The organism is Aeromonas bivalvium (assembly GCF_000819765.1).
Lineage (GTDB): Bacteria > Pseudomonadota > Gammaproteobacteria > Enterobacterales > Aeromonadaceae > Aeromonas > Aeromonas bivalvium.
Window position 1 is genome coordinate 434,792 of the sequence record NZ_CDBT01000008.1, and the last position, 17,854, is coordinate 452,645.

15 protein-coding genes and 1 pseudogene are annotated in these 17,854 nt (G+C 58.3%); 6 read left to right on the forward strand and 10 right to left on the reverse strand.

Annotated elements, in window-relative coordinates; all coding sequences use genetic code 11:
- Positions 1 to 175: 175 nt before the first annotated feature.
- The 3 genes from BN1119_RS19760 to BN1119_RS03095 form a co-directional block, all read right to left on the reverse strand.
- Positions 176 to 1,675, reverse strand: a complete 1,500-nt coding sequence (locus BN1119_RS19760) for a hypothetical protein (RefSeq protein ID WP_157438605.1) — start codon at positions 1,673 to 1,675, stop codon at positions 176 to 178.
- The gene (locus BN1119_RS03090; protein WP_041993671.1) at positions 1,675 to 3,330 is read right to left on the reverse strand and encodes a hypothetical protein; all 1,656 of its coding nucleotides are present in this window, start codon (positions 3,328 to 3,330) and stop codon (positions 1,675 to 1,677) included. Before BN1119_RS03090 ends, BN1119_RS19760 begins: the two co-directional genes overlap by 1 nt.
- Before the next feature lie 384 nt (positions 3,331 to 3,714).
- Positions 3,715 to 4,755 carry a helix-turn-helix transcriptional regulator gene (locus BN1119_RS03095; RefSeq protein ID WP_041993675.1) on the reverse strand — a complete coding sequence of 347 codons (1,041 nt, stop codon included), beginning with the start codon at positions 4,753 to 4,755 and terminating at the stop codon, positions 3,715 to 3,717.
- A gap of 191 nt (positions 4,756 to 4,946) precedes the next feature.
- Between BN1119_RS03095 and BN1119_RS03100 the strand changes: the two genes are divergently transcribed.
- On the forward strand, positions 4,947 to 5,288 hold the full coding sequence (locus tag BN1119_RS03100) for a DUF805 domain-containing protein (protein WP_041993677.1): 342 nt from the start codon (positions 4,947 to 4,949) through the stop codon (positions 5,286 to 5,288).
- Positions 5,285 to 5,767, forward strand: a complete 483-nt coding sequence (locus BN1119_RS03105) for a hypothetical protein (protein WP_041993680.1) — start codon at positions 5,285 to 5,287, stop codon at positions 5,765 to 5,767. The genes BN1119_RS03100 and BN1119_RS03105 overlap by 4 nt, the downstream gene beginning before the upstream one ends.
- A 68-nt stretch (positions 5,768 to 5,835) precedes the next feature.
- On the opposite strand, the pseudogene BN1119_RS19765 reads toward BN1119_RS03105, so the two are convergent.
- A pseudogene (locus BN1119_RS19765) lies at positions 5,836 to 6,190 on the reverse strand (hypothetical protein); the annotation flags it as partial.
- 105 nt (positions 6,191 to 6,295) lie between these two features.
- Here BN1119_RS19765 and BN1119_RS03115 point away from each other — a divergent pair.
- The 3 genes from BN1119_RS03115 to BN1119_RS03125 all read left to right on the forward strand — a co-directional run bounded on the left by BN1119_RS03115 (position 6,296) and on the right by BN1119_RS03125 (position 8,793).
- Positions 6,296 to 7,252 (forward strand): transposase, encoded by a 957-nt coding sequence (locus BN1119_RS03115; protein WP_041993686.1) that lies wholly within the window; start codon positions 6,296 to 6,298, stop codon positions 7,250 to 7,252.
- Between the two features lie 334 nt (positions 7,253 to 7,586).
- On the forward strand, positions 7,587 to 7,826 hold the full coding sequence (locus BN1119_RS03120; RefSeq protein WP_041993690.1) for a hypothetical protein: 240 nt from the start codon (positions 7,587 to 7,589) through the stop codon (positions 7,824 to 7,826).
- Between the two features lie 52 nt (positions 7,827 to 7,878).
- On the forward strand, positions 7,879 to 8,793 hold the full coding sequence (locus BN1119_RS03125; protein WP_041993693.1) for a Gfo/Idh/MocA family protein: 915 nt from the start codon (positions 7,879 to 7,881) through the stop codon (positions 8,791 to 8,793).
- 138 nt (positions 8,794 to 8,931) lie between these two features.
- Here the strand turns inward: BN1119_RS03125 and BN1119_RS03130 are convergent, their stop codons facing one another.
- The 3 genes from BN1119_RS03130 to BN1119_RS03140 form a co-directional block, all read right to left on the reverse strand.
- A complete protein-coding gene (locus BN1119_RS03130; protein WP_041993696.1) occupies positions 8,932 to 9,699 on the reverse strand; it encodes a DODA-type extradiol aromatic ring-opening family dioxygenase in 768 nt (255 codons plus the stop codon).
- A gap of 185 nt (positions 9,700 to 9,884) precedes the next feature.
- On the reverse strand, positions 9,885 to 10,355 hold the full coding sequence (locus BN1119_RS03135; protein ID WP_041993699.1) for a BamJ family beta-barrel-assembly machinery protein: 471 nt from the start codon (positions 10,353 to 10,355) through the stop codon (positions 9,885 to 9,887).
- A gap of 524 nt (positions 10,356 to 10,879) precedes the next feature.
- Positions 10,880 to 12,034 (reverse strand): sodium:phosphate symporter, encoded by a 1,155-nt coding sequence (locus tag BN1119_RS03140; RefSeq protein ID WP_041993702.1) that lies wholly within the window; start codon positions 12,032 to 12,034, stop codon positions 10,880 to 10,882.
- 305 nt (positions 12,035 to 12,339) lie between these two features.
- Between BN1119_RS03140 and BN1119_RS03145 the strand changes: the two genes are divergently transcribed.
- A complete protein-coding gene (locus BN1119_RS03145; protein ID WP_157438606.1) occupies positions 12,340 to 12,795 on the forward strand; it encodes a hypothetical protein in 456 nt (151 codons plus the stop codon).
- A gap of 123 nt (positions 12,796 to 12,918) precedes the next feature.
- On the opposite strand, the gene BN1119_RS03150 is transcribed toward BN1119_RS03145, so the two are convergent.
- The 3 genes from BN1119_RS03150 to BN1119_RS03160 form a co-directional block, all read right to left on the reverse strand.
- Positions 12,919 to 14,268, reverse strand: a complete 1,350-nt coding sequence (locus tag BN1119_RS03150) for an APC family permease (RefSeq protein WP_041993708.1) — start codon at positions 14,266 to 14,268, stop codon at positions 12,919 to 12,921.
- 438 nt (positions 14,269 to 14,706) lie between these two features.
- Positions 14,707 to 15,984 carry a 4-aminobutyrate--2-oxoglutarate transaminase gene (gabT, locus tag BN1119_RS03155; protein ID WP_041993711.1) on the reverse strand — a complete coding sequence of 426 codons (1,278 nt, stop codon included), beginning with the start codon at positions 15,982 to 15,984 and terminating at the stop codon, positions 14,707 to 14,709.
- 139 nt (positions 15,985 to 16,123) lie between these two features.
- A complete protein-coding gene (locus BN1119_RS03160; protein ID WP_041993714.1) occupies positions 16,124 to 17,587 on the reverse strand; it encodes an NAD-dependent succinate-semialdehyde dehydrogenase in 1,464 nt (487 codons plus the stop codon).
- Positions 17,588 to 17,854 lie beyond the last annotated feature (267 nt).

The following is a 17,854-nucleotide window of genomic DNA, read 5'->3' on the forward strand; positions in this document are numbered from 1 at the left end:
TAGACTTATATGTTTTAGGCCAATGTCAGATGATAACTAGGTCAGTACAAACTGGTGACGTCTACATAAACACAATGGCAGGTTAAATCATTTCGAGAAAAATTATTTAAATTGTTATCTCTAAGTCCCTTTTTAATATTAGCCGAAGTAGTTCAAAGTGTGCATAGAGTTCTTACTAAGTTAATAATTTTTCCATTTCAAAATCTAAGTATTCATCAACCGCATCAGCATTAATATGACCAGCATTGTACCAAGCATATACTTCTTTGAGTGCTAAAGTACCAAATCGTGCCCAACCGATTAAATTAGTTCTCAATAAAAATTGCACCATTTCGCCACCTGATTTAAGTGCAGCATCACCTGCATCAATCAAACATAGTGTGCCATGAGCGACCAATAGCATCCGCCTTAACTCTGGATTAGCACCTGAAGGGATGCACTCTTTCCATGACTTCTTGTGATAAAAGCGTTGCTTGCTCGCCCACATTAACCTAGTTAAAAGTTCTGTAATCAGAACTGGAATGGCCATGGCCACACCGTGTCTTAAATCGTAACCTTTTTCGAAAACTTGTGTTGCTACAGTGGCAAATGATTGTCTATGTTGACCAAATTCACCAACATCTAATAGTAGTAGTAAGTTATAGAAAGGAATTGGAATACCTGCACCACGCTCCGATGCACCAGAAGAACCAGCCATGTCCGAGAATAGATGTCCTAGCCAGTTGGCAAAACCGGAAAAAACCTTGGCTATAAAGTTGTCACCTTTTAGTTCATGAGTTGCTGTATCAATAGTGATAATCTGGCCGTTAGAGATAAAAGTAGATGTATCAGTAAACTGATTCAAGATAGAGAAAAATAGACCAATGAGATCGGGAGAATGGCCCAAACTCTTTAAGTGATGATTCTTAGGTGAAAGATTTTTGACTGCACCATCTGTCCCGTTATTTCCAAATGTGGTTGCTTGGTCATAGTTAACTTTGAAGTTACGTTCTAGGTAACCAATTGCACTCTTAGTTGTATCTCCTCCTTCTTTCCCTCCTTGCCAACCACATGCTGAAGCAAATTTCTCGACAGCGGAGTTAACGGCGCTATCTGCAACCTTGGTTAGCTTTCCTTCTCCAGGCATACCGACGAAGAACACATCGAGAAGTCCACCGATGACACCACATGTGCCAGCAATAAGGTAGTCGTATGCATCACATTGAGCATTCTGGATGGTGAACTCATCCTTAATACGTTTTTCGAGTTCTATTCGCTGAATTGGTGACATCAATGTAGTAAATGGATCAGCACTTAAATCAACGTGATTGCGCAAAGAATACTGTTCAACCGAACGCTGGTATTGTGCCCAGCTCATATTTTTATTGAAATCGAGGTGATCGAGCAGGGTTACATGCGTAATGGTTGGCTCAAAATGTGAGTGTGCGATCGAGTTATCTAGAACGAGTAACTCTTGAGCAATGTCGATACTTTTAGCCAATTGAGGATTCAGACCTTGATTGTCCAGCATCATATCTAAATTTGCTAGAGCCTGATCAAGAGAATCATTATTGGATTGCTGGCTTTTTTGTAAATTATTAAGAGCTGCGTCTAACTCATTTATCTTGAATTCCGACTGGTCCAGCTGGTGCTTTTGCACCAGCATGGCCGAAATTTTTTCATCTCGTTTAGTCACTATGAAAACATCCCTAACAATTTACCTTTGATGACATCCGCTGCGTTGAAATAGCCGATTGCCTCGAAGACCTTAGCAAGTTTTTCCATGTCTAGAGTAGAAATGTCTTGTTTTAACATCAGTACCTGAGCAGTTACAGCCACACCATCTTGTTCATGCTCGATGGTTTTCTCTTCGTAGAAAGACATAATAACAGTATAAATGTGTTGCTTAGTCGCCTCACGAGTAAGAGATTGAAGTTTTTCTTTATTAAGCTCTTTCGGGCACTTCAGTTTGAAGCACTTACTTTGAGTCGCGTCACCTTTTTGTGTAAGCACATTTCCTGCTGAGGTTAGTAGCTTCACTTTTTGTAAAAGCAGTTTTACTTTTTCGTCTTGAACTCCGTGAGAAAGAATGGTCTCGTTCAACTTGATGGTAATGAAGTTGATATCTTCCATTAAGTACGACACCGTTGTTTGTGTCTGCTTAATAACCTCGGTGAGCATTAGCTCTCTGCGTTTTGTTTTATCAAGTTCATTTGCTCCTGTTAAATGCTTAATACCTTTGTAGGCGCCTAAACCCAGTAGGACTGCAACACCAATACCTGTCGCCATACTAGAGAACCCGAGTACGCCACCCAAACCAAGTGTTGCAAGGCCTGATGTCAAACCCGCCGCTGACATGCCTACTACTGAGCCAGAAAGGTAAACAGCAGCCAGAGGTACTCCCACTGCACCCGCTTTTGCACCGAGTTCTTTCATACCTCGAGTTAGCGCATCGTCGCTAAAGTCATCATTGAGCATCTTAAAGTCGAGTTTGAGAGCGGAGATAATTAGCTCAACTTCGTCATCACTGACATTAAACAGGTGGTTGTTATCTTTAAAGAAGGAAAAATTGTCATGCTGTCCATTGTTAACACTCATGAATACGCTGAACAGATCTTTAACGAGTGAAATTTTAACGGATTTATTGTGGCTAGGCACGGAGGTATCATCTATTTTTTGTATCAGAGATTCCAAGCTGTCTAGTACGCCTGTTGTGGTGATGTATTCTCTTAGCAAAAAACGTGATTCTGAGCTGAGTTCTAAGCGAGTCATGAGAAGAAGAATTTGAGAAAATTCATCTTTATCGACCTCACCGTCATCGGAATACGCCATGTTCACGATAACTTTTAAGTAAGCAACTTTGAGCTCTTCCGACATTTCGGATAGTGCGACTAACTGATCTTCTTCTTCGAAGGTGTCAAATTGGCTACTTATGGTGTTTAAGAACTTAGCTAATTTTTCAAGATTGCATTCACTGATATTTTCAACTTTAAAAGATGAACCATCCTTTCTGGTGATTTTGGTGTACTCAGTTACTCTCTCTTTTCCTTTATCATTAGTCGTTATATTACGGACATATTCAACTGTTTCCAAATCACTAAAATTTACGACTTCAGGCGATTCAAAAGCAGGCTTGTAAACCATTTTTTCGCCAGTAAATGCTAATCCATCTTTACCACTACCAAACAAGGTGCTATCGAGAAGTACGATAACTGAACCGATAGTATCTTCTAGGTTCATCGATTTAGCCGCATTGTTGAGTTTTTTCTCCGGAATATCTGGTGCTATGTGGAGACCGTTATGCGAAATTTGACTGACGTTTTCTTTAATAAATACATTTATATTGTACATTGACAACACCTAATTTTAGATGAAGAAAATCTGGGACACCCACATTTCTGTATGAGGCATAACGTCATCAAACCTCACGCTAACGCCCGTGGAGGACAGCTTCCAATATGCTTACTTGACCCGCGCTGGCAGCAACCCATCGCAGCTCAACAGGTTCTGGATGGCTATGGTAATCCAAACGAAGCTGCTTATGCGAGCATCAGAAGTGATACAACCATCAGAACGTTATTGTTTTTTGAACTGCGTCATCAAAAGAAATCTAGGACACCCACCTTTTTGACCAGATGCTCTGGGCCGCCGTGACGGCGCTGGTCTGCTCCGAGCTGGGGGCCAGAGTGGGCAAGTGGCTGGATCGCCGGGAGCAAACGAGAGCCGGCGATTGACTCAGGAGGCGGCCGACAGGTCGCGTGTTGCTCTGAACTGGCTGGGAGTCAGGCCGGTGATGCGTTGAAACTCGCGATTAAAATTGGATTTGGTCTGAAAGCCAGCGTTCATCAAGATCTGGGTGATGCTCTCATCTGTGTTCAGCAGAGCCTGCCTGGCATGGGCAATCCGATATTCGTTGATGACCCTGGGGATGCTCTGCTGGCGCACCAGATTGACGGCACTGGAGATCTGCTTGGCGGGAATGCCCAGTTTGCGTGAGAGACGGGCCAGGGTCAGCTCAGGATCCAGATAGCAGGCTTTCTCTTTCATCAGGTTATCCAGCAGTGCCACGATTTCCCGGGCACGATCTTCGTTCAGCAGCGGCGCTTTCTCAGCGGGCTCGGGAACGGAGGTGGGCATCTCCTCCTCCTCTGCGTCAGGGGTATTGACCCCTACCATCACCACGGCCGCCGCTAGCATGGGCACCAGCATCAGGTGACCCAGCGACAGGATATAGGGCGCCAGCTGGCCTTGATTGAAGGCGAAGTCGAGGGAGACGGCGGCATCGATGGCCGCTGAAAACAGCAGCATCCAGCCCGCGATATGTTCCGCCCGTCTGACCCCCTCCCACTCATTGAACGAGACATAAAGCAGTAGTTGCGTCTTATCAGAAAAACGCACCAACGCGATGCCGTAGCAGAGATAGATGGCGGTCAGCAGGCCATCCAGTGGCAGTGGTAACCAGTTGTGGGTCAGCATGCCGAGGGCAACCAGCGCGGGACCGATGCCGTGCAGCCAGGAGAAGCGGGCCCCTGGCGCCTTGGCCCGGCTAAAGATATGCCAGGCGGCCACCGGAATAAGCGAGGCAAGGATCGGCTGCGCGAGCGTGAGCAGCGCCAGATCGAAGGTCCAGCGCAGCCCCACCACGCCGATGGTGATGGCGCACAGCAGCAGAAAGAGGGCGGTCGTTCTGGCCGTCCGGCCAAGGCGCGCCAGCAGCACGGCGGCCAGTAGAGCCAGCAGCAAGGAGACGATAAAAGGTATGGGTATGGCCAGCATCATGTATCCCGTGTGCAAAGAGAGGCCGTTGACCGGCGGCGGCATGCCAGCATAACGGCTTGGGTAAGGCGAATGAAGCCCATGATGGTGCAGGCGCGGTTCGAGGACGACCTGAAACCGGTTTGAGGACGCCTGGGGGCACTTTGCTCCCCATGATAAGGGCTCCCAATCACCATAAAAGGCAGGTATCCATGTTCTCTTTCTACTGGCTGGGGTGGCAACGCGCCCTGGATTTTTCGGGTCGCGCCACCCGGGCTGAATGTTGGTGGTTCATGTTGGGCCATCTGCTGGTCACTCTGATCTGCATCTGGCTGGACGTGCTGCTTGCCAATCTGGGCTGGCTGGATCTGAGCTACGGCCTAGTGAGCAGCGTGCCCCTGATTTCACTTATCGTGCGTCGCTTGCACGACACCGGTCGCTCCGGTTGGTGGGGCTGGGTGTTTCTGGTGCCGGCCGTGGGGCCCTTGCTGCTTATCTATTTACTGGCGCAGCAAAGCGGGGCAACCCATGTTGGCAAGGAGGCATCGGCATGAGACACGCACTCTGGTTGTTTATGCTGTGCTGCTCGCTGACGGTGGCTGCCGTCGACAATCCCCACGATTTTCCCAAGGTGGCACTGGGCCTGCTGCAGGTCGACAGCCTGACCCGTGGCGAGCTGCTGTGGATGCAAGGGCGGGTGGGGGAGGGAACCTATACCACCACTGATGCCGAGGGGCGTCACTGCGCCATCCGGGTGCCGGTGGCGGTCGGCAAGGTGGCGAGTAGCGGCCTTGGCATCGACTCTGCCGGGGGGCTGGCCATCATCGTCATGACGCCGCGGCTCGATGCGGCGCTCAGCAAGGGGGAGCGGGTGAACAGCAGCGACTTCATCTTCTCCCGCGAGGCCGCTGACCCGGCGGCCGACGGTTATATCGTCAGCGGGATCGCGGCAGACGAAGGGTTTGTGCTGAACTCGCGGCGGCGCTGGATAGCCTGGCTGCTGGAAGACAAACCGGCACTGCGCTGTCAATGAGGCCTAGCTCGTCGGGAGGATGCGCCGGCCAGGGATCAAAGAAGACCGCTTGGCCGGCGCAGATTGTTTTACTGCCAGACCTTCTGCCCCTTGCCGTTGAGCAGGGTGTGAAAGAGATAGTGATCGTCCCGATCGTAATAGACGGTAATGGTGTGGCGCTCGGTGTAATCTGCCAGCCAAGCTGGCCACCGTCATGGGCACCAGGATCAGCTCCCCCAGCCCCCCCATTGTCACGGCGCTCGCCGTGGCCTGGCCATTGCCGTCACCGCGCTTGTGGATCTTGCCGAGCACGGTAAAGCGATCGCAGCCCTGCACCTTATCCTCGGTCAGAAAGGCGGCCTGCTGGCAGAGCTGGGGCTCGCCCAGTTCGGCGCGAATGGTCGCTCGGGTCTCCCCCGCTGCCAGGGTATTGCGAAAGCGCCCCGGGCGAAATCTGGCGACGAAATCTGGGACACCCACCTTTTTGACCTTTTTGACAGCGGCGTAGCCCTGTACTTGGCTTGAGGAGTCACTGCCGAGGAACTTGCCATGACCATTGCCCGTTCGCGTCAAATCAGTTTGCAGGATACGCCTTACTACCACGTGGTCAGTCGCTGTGTGCGGCGGGCGTTTCTGTGCGGGGAAGATGCTCACTCCGGCCAGAGTTACGGGCATCGGCGTCAGTGGGTGGTCGACAAGCTGGGCCAACTGTCGCGACTGTTTGCCATCGGTGTTTGTGCCTATGCGGTGATGAGCAACCACTATCACCTGGTGCTCAAGGTCGAGTCGGATACCGCCGCCAATTGGAGCGAGCGGGAGGTGGCCGAACGTTGGGCGGCACTGTTCCAGTGGCCGCTGCTGGTGCGGCGCTGGTATCAGGGGGAATCCCTGATTGAGCCCGAACTGGTGGTTGTGCAGCAGTTGATAGGGCAGTGGCGTGAACGCCTGCACTCCATCAGCTGGTTTGTGCGGCTGCTCAACGAAACCCTGGCACGGCAGGCCAATCGAGAAGATGGCTGCAAGGGCCATTTCTGGGAGGGGCGCTTCAAGAGCCAGGCTCTGCTCACCGAATCCGCCCTGCTGGCCTGTATGGCGTATGTTGACCTCAATCCAATACGGGCGGCGCTAGCAGAGCGACCCGAGCAGAGCGATTACACCAGCATCAAGCAACGCCTTGAGCGGGAGCCAGCAGCAGAGTCGCAGCCGCCGTTATTGCTGCCATTTGCTGGCCAAGGCACCCCCTATCCGGATGACCTGCCTTATGCCTTCACTGGCTATCTGATGCTGGTGGACTGGACAGGGCGCGCCATTCGGGTAGGCAAGCAGGGTCATATTCCAGCTCATCTTGCTCCCATCCTGGCGAGGCTGGGGTTGGACGAGGTTAGCTGGCTCAAGCAATTGGCACTGTTTCGACGACCAGGTATCAGAGTGGTGGGGGACAGGGAGCATTGCCAGCGATTTGCCCGCCATTGTGGTCAGCTGCGATGTCATCAGCCGCAGCGTTGAATCGTCAGCTCACGTTTCATATCCAGACCAAGGCAGTCCAATCGATGCCGGGAATTGTGTTGATCTTCACCACCTGAGCAATGTAATGGCAGTGTCAGAATGACTATGACGCAGTACGTCTCTCGCCATCATTTCCTCCCCCGCCCGTCATGTTATCGATAGCCAGCCTGGTAACGGCTTACTCAGAAAGATGGCTGTCTCAATTAGGGTCTCAATTAATTAGGAGAAAGGTGGCTGTCCCAATTAGGGAAGGGCTTTGCTATCTTGCGTTGCCGGATATGGTGGCAGGTGGGGGCATGGGCTCTCTCCTGCCTCCTTTAGCAGGAGCAATGAGATGGTGATGAAGGCGAGATCGAGAAGAGAGAAGGTGGGCAGCGGGCTCGGGCTGCTGCTCGGGATTATCGGGTTCAACCTGCTGGTGCCCCTCTTGTTTGAACAGCAGGCGAACGTTGATTTCAACCAGCTGCTCTGGGCTGCGGTCAGCGCCATGCTCTGTTCCGAGCTGGGGGCCAGAGTCGGTAAGTGGCTCGAGGCCAGAGCGCAGGCCAAGGGACTGGCAAAAGAGGGGGAATAGCGCATATCGGATGTTATTCTGTTGCCCATTGCATCCATCACAAGGAGTTGACATGCGCATTGCCCTGATTGGTCTTGGCGATATCGCCCAGAAAGCCTATCTGCCGCTATTGGCGAGCGATGAGGGGGTCACCCCGCTGCTATGCACTCGCAACCCGGCGGTGCTCGGCAAGCTGGCTCGTCAGTATCGGGTGGCCGAGTGTTTCACCGAGGTGGATGCCCTGCTAGGGAGCCGCCCGGACGCCGTGATGATCCACGCCGCGACCTCGGTGCATCGCACCTTGGCCGAGCAGTGCCTGCGGGCAGGGATCCCCACCTTTGTCGACAAGCCCCTGTGCGACAACCTGGCCGAAGCCGAGACACTGGCCAACCTGGCCTTGGCGCAGGACTGCCCGTTGTTTGTCGGCTTCAATCGCCGCTACTTGCCCGCCATGGCTGCCGCCCGGGCCCGGTCGCTCACCGAGCTCAATTGGCAGAAGCACAGATTTGCCCTGCCGGGGCGGGCGCGGGATTTCATCTTTGACGACTTCATCCATGTGCTCGACAGCCTCTGCTTCTATGGCGGCGTGCCACAGGGGGATCTCCATGCGGTATTGCGGCCGGATGCGAAGGACAGCGACCTGCTGGCCGGGGTGAGCGTGAGCTGGCAGAGTGGCGATCGCGCCATCAGCGGCAGCATGAACCGCAGCGCCGGCATCACGGAGGAGCGCATTGACGCCTATGGCGACAACCTCTCGCTTCATCTGGAGAACTGCACCCGGGGCTCGATGGCACGAGACAAGCAGATGGCGGCGCTGGCGCCGGACGACTGGCAACCAGTGCTGGCGAGCCGCGGCTTTGCCGCCATGCTGGCCCATTGGTATCAGCAGATAGCGAGTGGCCGGGCCGATGGCGCCCTGATCGAGAGTTATCTGCATGGTCACCGCCTCGCCGAGCAGCTGACGATGCGGGCTCAGTCGCCCCGTTGATGGGGGAAGCATGACGCTAAGGAGGGGCCAAGGCCCCTCCTGCTTTTGCTGGCGAAGACGGCGCCATCGCGTTATCCGATGGACGCGAGCCCTCAGGCGCCGCCCCCTTCCTCATCCCGGGCTCAGGGAGCGCCGACCCTAGCCGAAGCGGTAGGATCCCATATAGAGGCTGCCATAGTCCCAGCTCTGATGCAGCCGGGTTGGCCTGTCCATGGCCGCGGCGCCGAGCGCCACGAACAAGGGGCGCAGGTGATCGTCATGGGGATGGGAGGAGACGGCTCCCGGGGCGCGGGCCCGGTAATCTTCCAGGGCAGGGCGATCGCCACGGGCCATGGCCTGCTCCAGCCAGTCGACGAACTCCTTGGCCCAGGACGGAGGCGGCGAGCCATCTGGTCCCAGGGCCCCCAGGTTGTGGGTGATGGCCCCCGAGGCCAGAATGCCGATCCCCCGGGCGCGCAGGCCCTGCAGGGCTTCACCCAGGCGCCACAGCTGGGCCGGGGTGAAGCTGGCCGGGAGGGAGATCTGCACCAGAGGCATCTCGCTGGCGGGATCCATCAAGGAGAGCGGCGACCAGACTCCGTGATCCAGCTCCCGGCGCACCGGCGCGGCATGCAGACCCGCGGCCGCGAGGTCGTCGCTCACCGCCTGCTGCAACCAGCCCGGGCTGCTGGCGGGCCAGCGAATGCGGTAGAGGGGCTCGGGAAAACCGTAAAAGTCATACATGAGCGCCGGGTTGGGCTCGACATTGATCTGCAACTCGCTGCGGCTGAACCAGTGGGCCGAGATCACCACCACGCCCTTGATGTCGCCGAGGCGCAATCTTGTCAGAAACTGGGTGGCGGGCTGGTCACGCAACACCAGATCGGGGGCGCCGTGAGAGATGAACCAGACGGGGGCAATGGGCATGATGGGACTCCAGAGAGAGGGGCCGAGGCGATGGCACCATTATCTGCCCTGGATGGGTGGTTAACAATCAAGCGATAAGTAGAAGCACTGTTCACTATTGATTGAAAGTTGCGATGGGAGGGCGGGGGAGGTTGCAGTGGCAACGAGGCCAGCACCGGGCTGGCCTCGGGGATCATGGGGCTGACCTATTGGATGGCGAGCAGCTCCACCTCGAAGATCAGCAGGGAACCGGGCGGGATCTTGCCGGCGGCCCGATTGCCGTAGCCCAGCCTGGCCGGGATGAAGAAGCGAACCTTCTCGCCCACCGTCATCAGCTGCACCCCTTCGGTCCAGCCCGAGATCACCTGGTTGAGGCCAAATTCGATGGGCTCGCCCCGGGCGATGGAGCTGTCAAACACAGTGCCGTCCATCAGCTTGCCTTCATAGTGCACCTTGACCTTGCTGCTGGCGCTTGGGTGTATGCCGCCCTGACCCGGGGTCAGCACCTGATATTGCAGGCCGGATTCCGTGGTCACAATCCCCGCCTTGCTCTTGTTCTCGGCGAGGAAGAGATCGCCGGCGCGGATGTTCTCCTCGGCCAGCTTCTTGTTGTTGCTGCTGGAGTAGAAATAGAAGACCGCCAGGGCGATCAGGATGGCGATCAAAATGAACTTCATCGGGTTTCCCTCAAGTGAAATGAGAACGGGTGCCATGAGCTGGGCATCTTATCCCAGCCTGGGGCGAAGGGCGAGCCGGTCGGCGCCAGATGTGACCGGGCTGGCAAAGGTGGGTGAACAAGGCGTGGCTTCCTGAATGTGGTCGGCCGGGCATCATCAGGGGGTGACCGGGCTGGCAAAGGTGGGTGAACAGGGCGTGGCTCCCTGAATGTGCTCGGCTGGGCATCATCAGGGGGTGACCGGGCTGGCAAAGGTGGGTGAACAAGGCGTGGCTTCCTGAATGTGGTCGGCCGGGCATCATCAGGTGTGTGACAGGGCTGGCAAAAAACGGGGAGCGAATGCTGTATTCGCTCCCCATGCCACTATCTGCTGGTCACCATCGAGATGGGCTGGGCAGGCAAGGGGGCTGCCCATTTCCGACTACCCCATTCCCGACTACGCCATTGTCTGCTGGCCATCATCGAGATGGGTGGGGCAGGCAAGGGGGCTGCCCATTTCCGACTATCCCATTCCCGACAACGCCATTATCTGCTGGCCATCATCATGAGGGCAGGCAGGGCGAAGAAGAGGCCCCCCACATAACCCAGGGCCAGCATCTTGTTTTCGCTGCCGACCCGGGCCAGCCACTCGGCGGCCTTGAGGGGCAGCTCGCGCAGGAAGGGCACGCCATAGATGAGCGCCACGGCAAACAGGTTGAACAGCACATGGACCAGGGCGATGGTCAGCGCCAGTTCGGCACCGCTGCCGCCGATGGCGGTGGCCGCCAGCAGGGCCGTGATGGTGGTGCCTATGTTGGCCCCCAGGGTGAAGGGGTAGAGCTGGCGGGTGGTGAAGACACCGCCTCCCGCCAGGGGGATCATCAGGCTGGTGGTGGTGGAGGAGGACTGCACCATGATGGTGACCAAGGTACCGGAGGCGATGCCGGTGAGGGGGCCACGGCCCAGGGCCTTGTGCAACAGCGCCTTGGCACGGCCGACCAGCACCTTTTGCAGCACCTTGCCCAGGTAGGTGACCGAGCCCAGGATCAGCAGGATGCCGATGACGATGGTGGCTAGGGCGGGCCCCTTGCCGGGCAGGAAGGCGACGGCGCCATCGATGAGCTGCATGGCCGGAGCCGTCAGCGGCTTCATGAAGTCTACCCCCTTCATCGACATGTCGGCGGAACCGACCAGCAGATGGGAGATGGCCTCGGCGCAGTGTTGCAGCAGGCCGAACATCAGCTCCAGAGGCAGGAAGATGAAGACCGCCATCAGATTGAAGAAGTCATGGACGGTGGCGGCGGCGAAGGCACGACGAAACTCGGCCCTGTCGCGGATATGGCCCAGGGAGACGATGGTGTTGGTGATGGTGGTGCCGAGGTTGGCCCCCATGATCATGGGCACCGCCATGGCCATCGGCAGGCCACCGGCCACCAGTCCGACGATCACCGAGGTGACGGTACTGGACGATTGCACCAGGGCGGTGGCCAGGATGCCGAGCAAGAGAGCGACGAAGGGATTGTTGGCGAAGGCGAAGATCTGGGCCGCCCCATCGGCACCGCCGGAGAAGCCCTTGAAGCCGTGGGAGACGGCGCCAACGGCCACCAGTATGGTGTAAACCAGTGCGATCACGGTGAGCCAGTTGAACAGCGACTTGTGGGTGGAGGTGCGCTGCTGTGGCAAGGATTGCGTCTGTTGCATATCGCCTCTTGGGGACGGTAATACCGTTCTGGGTTGAAGTAGACCCGCGCATTTAAGCAAGGCTCTATGACAGAAATATGACAAAGTGACGATTTGATGATGGTTTGATGACAGCGACCCATCGAGGGGGTTTGGTGGCGCATTTATGCTGAAAATTGACCTGTTTTTAGATTATATGACTGGCATGGCAGTGTGTCGCGTTAGAAACTGACGTGTGAATGGCGAGGTGACAGGGGTTCTGGTAACACTCTCCTCCTGGCAGGGGTAGACTGTCTGGTCATGTTATTAGCAATGGTGAGTCTGTCATGATCATGAAACCCTGGTCCCTTCTTCTCCTTCCCTTGGCTCTGTTCTCCCTGCCATCCCAGGCGAACCCTCTCTCTGCCGGTTGCAGCGCCGAGCAAGTCGCGATCGGTTCTGCCGTCAACAGTGCGACCGGAGTGAACAGTCGCTGTTCCGCGGCGAGTGCCAAGCAGCGGGTAGACAATGTCGTCAATGATCCCGCCGATTACGCCAAGCGCAAGGCGGCCCAGGCCACGGGGGTGGATGAAGCCTACAACAAGGCCCGCAACACCAAGGCGCGGGTCGAAAACGCGGTGGAGGATCCTGCCGATTACGCCAGGCGCAAGGCGGCTCAGGCCACTGGGGTGGATGAAGCCTACAACAAGGCTCGCAACACCAAGGCGCGGGTCGAAGATGCGGTGGCGGATCCGGCCCAGGCGGCAGGCAGGGCCGTGCTGCGTAAATCGGGCATCTACTGAGCATCGGCTCGTCGGTGACCTGGCGGCGCAATCGGCCAGAACACCATCGACCGGAACACAATCGGCCGGAGCAGAATAGAAAGAGGGGAGCATCTAGCTCCCCTCTTTGTATGGCCATCGGACTTACTGACCGTCCGCCGCTTCCTCGTATTGACGGAAGGGGATGCGGAATACCGCCAGACGCAGCAGCAGATAGGCCACCCCAAGGCCAGCCCAGATGAGGCCCAGTTCCAGGGAGCTCTGCTCCAGGTTGATCCACAGGGCTCCCAGGGTGGCGGCACCGAGCAGGGGCAGCAGCAGGTAGATCAGGTGATCCTTGAGGCACTTGTTGCGCTGCTCGCGCACCCAGAACTGGGCGATCACCGACAGGTTGACGAAGGTGAAGGCCACCAGGGCGCCGAAGTTGACCAGGGCCAGGGCGATGTCCAGATCGAAGGAGACGGCGGAGAGGGCCAGGGCACCCACCAGCAGCACGTTGATGGCCGGGGTGCGCCAGGTGGGATGGACATAGCCAAACACCCGCTCCGGGATCATGCGATCCCGCCCCATCACATAGAGGATGCGCGATACCCCGGCGTGGGCCGCCATGCCGGAGGCCAGCACGGCCACGGTCGTGCTGACCAGCACCACGCTCTGGAACAGCTTGCCGCCCACATAGAGGGCGATCTCCGGCAGCACGGCATCGGGCTCCTTGAAGCGGGAGATGTCCGGGAAGTAGAGCTGCAGGAAGTAGGAGACCAGCACGAAGATGATGCCACCGATCAGGGCGGTCAGCACGATGGCGCGGGGGATCACCTTGCCGGCGTTGGGGGTCTCTTCACTGAGGGAGCTCAGGCCGTCGAAGCCCAGGAAGGAGAAACAGAGAATGGTGGCGCCGGTAAAGAGCGGCAGCAGTGCGGTGTGATCCGAGTAGAAGGGACGGCTGCTCAGCACAGTGCCTTCCCCTTCGCCGAAGTAGACGGCATGGGCCATCAGGGCCAGGAACACCAGTATGATGGCCACCTGCACCAGCACGATCAGGCCATTGAAGTTGGCCACCAGGTTGATGCCCCTCAGGTTGAGCAGGGTCATCACGCTCACCAGACCGAAGATGAAGACCCAGGGCTCCACCCCGGGGAACATGGCGGTCAGATAGATCTTGGCCAGCAGCATGTTGATCATCGGCATGAACATATAGTCGAGCAGGGAGGACCAGCCCACCATGAAGCCCACATAGGGGTGGAAGGTCTTCTGGGCATAGGTGTAGGCGGAGCCGGCGGAGGGATATTTGCGCACCAGGTGGCCGTAGCTGAACGCGGTGAACAGGATCCCGGCCAGGGCCAGCAGGTAGGAGGTGGCAACATGGCCGCTGGTGATGTCGGAGACCATGGCGAAGGTGTCAAACACCGCCATGGGGGTCAGATAGGCGAGGCCGATGACCACGACCTGCCACAGCTTGAGGCTCTTCTTGAGGCGAACAGGGGCGTTTGACATCAGCACACCTCCCGCACGGCCACGAGGGCACTGCCATGGCGAGACGCCAGGGGGCTGAACGGGCAGCCACTCACGGGAGTGGTGCGGACGCTGGCAATCGTGTTGCCAAGACGGACTCCGGCGAGCGGAGACGAAGTGAAAGAGAGCCCCATCTTGTTCCTCATAGCGGCATAAATTCATGGGTGGGTTCGCGCCATCTGTGCGTGCGACCCCGGGTATCATTTCCGGGAAAAAGGCCCGGCCTCGGATTGGTGATAAAACAACAAAATGAAATAACCGACTTGGCAACCAAGTCGGTTATTTTAGCGGCGCGCATTTTGCCCCAGATGCGGGGGGATGACAAGCCATGGTCGCCCGGGATAATGGATATATCCACTTTGCGCTCAGAGACTTGCCCTGGGGCAAATACTCAGTCGAGCGCCGGGTCCTGGGCCTGGCTTATGCCAGGGCGGCGGCCAGGGCCTGCTCCAGGGCGTCCAGTCCCTCGTCGATCAGTGCCGGGGCGGCGGTGAGGGGCGCCAGGAAGCGGATGACGTTGGCGCGCACCCCGCACGAGAGCAGCACCAGTCCCCGCTTGCCCGCCTCGGCCACCAGCCGTTTGGTGAGTTCGGGATCGGGCTGGCCGGCATCGCGCCCCTTGACCAGCTCCATGGCCACCATGGCCCCGGGACCGCGGATGTCGCCGATGCAGTCGAACCGCTCGGCCAGCTGGTGCAGCCGCCCCTTGAGCTGCTCCCCCTGGGCCAGTGCCCGCTGGTTGAGCTGCTCTTCCTCGATGACGTCCAGTACCGCCAGGGCGGCGGCGCAGGCGATGGGGGAGCCGGCATAGGTGCCGCCTAGTCCCCCCGGCTTGGCGGCGTTCATCACCGCCGCCTTGCCCACCACGGCCGAGAGCGGGAAACCGCCCGCCAGGCTCTTGGCCAGCGTCATGATGTCGGGCTCGATGCCGCTGTATTCGGTGGCGAAGGTCTTGCCGGTGCGACAAAACCCGCTCTGGATCTCGTCGCAGATGAGCAGGATGCCGTGCTGGTCGCAGATCTTGCGCAAGGCTTGCAGGAAGCTGGGGGAGGCGACATAGAAGCCCCCCTCACCCTGCACCGGCTCTATGATGATGGCGGCGACCCGGCCGGGCTCTATGTCGGCACTGAAGCAGAGATCCAGCGCCCCCAGGGCATCGGCCTCGCTCACCCCCAGGTAATCGCTCGGGAAGGGCAGATGATAGACCTCTCCCGGGAAGGGGCCGAAGCCGGTCTTGTAGGGCACCACCTTGCCGGTGAGCGCCATGCCCATCATGGTGCGGCCGTGAAAGCCCCCCTTGAAGGCGATGGTGCCGCTGCGGCCGGTGTGGGCGCGGGCTATCTTGATGGCGTTCTCCACCGCCTCGGCGCCGGTGGAGAGGAAGAGGGTGCGCTTGGGACTGGGGCCGGGCACCAGGGCATTGAGCTTTTCGGCCAGTTCGATATAGCCGGGGTAGGGGGTCACCTGAAAACAGGTGTGGCTGAATTTTTCCAGCTGCTCGCGCACCGCCGCCACCACCTTGGGGTGGTTGTGGCCTGTGTTGAGCACGGCGATGCCGGAGGCAAAGTCGATGTAGCGGTTGCCCTCCACATCCCACAACTCGGCGTTGTGCGCCTTGTCGATAAAGACCGGCATCAGGGTGCCGACGCCATTGACCACGGCCGCTTCGCGGCGCGCCTGCCAGGATTGGTTACTCATCTGATTGTCTCCCTTCGGGGCTTGCCCCGGCTAAACCTGGGCCGGCAGGCTGAATACCGGCCCCCGTCCTTGGTGCTGTCCTCTCTCGCTGGCGGATTGTCGCCGCAAGATTGAATTTAATATCTTTTTATTTGGTTTTTTATGCAATGGAGCCGAAGCAGAGATACTTGGTTTCCAGGTATTCGTCGAGCCCTTCCGCCGCCCCTTCCCGCCCCAGTCCCGACTCCTTGATGCCGCCAAAGGGGGCCAGCTCGGTGGAGATGATCCCCTCGTTGATGCCGACCATGCCGTATTCGAGGCGTTCGGCGACCCGCCACACCCGGGCGATGTCGCGGCCATAGAAGTAGGCCGCCAGCCCATAGGGGGTGTCGTTGGCCAGGGCGATCGCCTCATCCTCGCTCTCAAAGCGCACCAGAGGCGCGACCGGGCCGAAGATCTCCTCCTGCAGTATGGGGTTGTCGCCCCTGACCTCGGCCAAGATGGTCGGATGGTAGAAGAGGGGGCCGGCCTCATGGGCCTCGCCGCCGACCAGCACTTGGGCCCCGGCGGCCCTGGCCTGATCCACCAGGCTGGCGACCTTGTCGGCGGCCGCCTGATTGATGAGGGGGCCAATCTGGGTGCCTTCGCCAAGACCGTCCCCCACCTTGAAGGCCCGCACGGCCTCGGCCAGTCTGGTGGAGAAGGCGTCGTAGACGGAAGATTGCACCAGGATACGGTTGGCACAGACGCAGGTCTGACCCGCATTGCGGTACTTGGAGGCCAGGGCCCCCGCCACGGCGGCGTCGAGATCCGCATCGTCGAACACGATGAAGGGGGCATTGCCGCCCAGCTCCAGAGAGAGCCGCTTCATGGTGTCGGCACATTGGCGCATCAACAGCTTGCCGATGCGGGTGGAGCCGGTGAAGGAGAGCTTGCGCACCAGGGGATTGGCGCAGAACTCGTCCCCCACGGCGGCGGCCTGATGGGAGGTGACTATGTTGAGCACCCCGGCCGGGATCCCGGCTTGCTCGGCCAGTTCGGCCAGGGCCAGGGCGCACAGGGGCGTCTCGGCGGCAGGCTTGATGACGATGGTGCAACCGGCGGCCAGCGCCGGGCCCGCCTTGCGGGTGATCATGGCGATGGGGAAGTTCCAGGGAGTGATGGCGGCCACCACCCCGACCGGCTGCTTGATGGTGGCCAGACGGCGGTCGCCGCTGAAGCCGGGAATGGTGCGGCCATAGGCGCGCTTGCCCTCCTCGGCGAACCACTGGATGAAGCTGGCGCCGTAGGCGACCTCCCCCTTGGCCTCGGCCAGGGGCTTGCCCTGCTCCCGGGTCATCAGGCGTGCCAGCTCATCCTGGTGCGCCATGATGAGCTCATACCAGCGGCTGAGCCTGGCGCCGCGCTCCTTGGCGGTGAGGGCGGCCCAGGCCGGCTGGGCGGCGTGGGCCGCCTCGATGGCGGCCTGGGCATCGGCGCCGTCCATGTCCGGTACCCGGGTGATGAGCTCCCCGGTGGCGGGGTTGCTGACCTCGAACTGGCGGCCGCTGTGGGCCTGACACCAGCGACCATCTATATAGGCAAGGGAGTGAGTCAGGGGGGCGAGCTGGGCTGTGTGTGACATGGGGGCCTCGGCGGTGGATTCAGGAGATCCCGGCCTGGACTCAGGGCCCGGTTCGGGACATCAGGCTGTATAGAATAATAAGCACTGGATGACCATAATGGCCGCCGTTTTGTTTTTCAAGTGTTAAATGCGGTTGCCCGGGGCGGTGATGGCGTGCTAGAAGTGGTGCCAGGGACATCAATTGCGGGCTTGGGTGTGCAAAATAATGAACGGGCTGGGTGATTGGCCTCGTTCGCTCGGCGCCCCTGCTGCCCCCGGGAAGCGGCC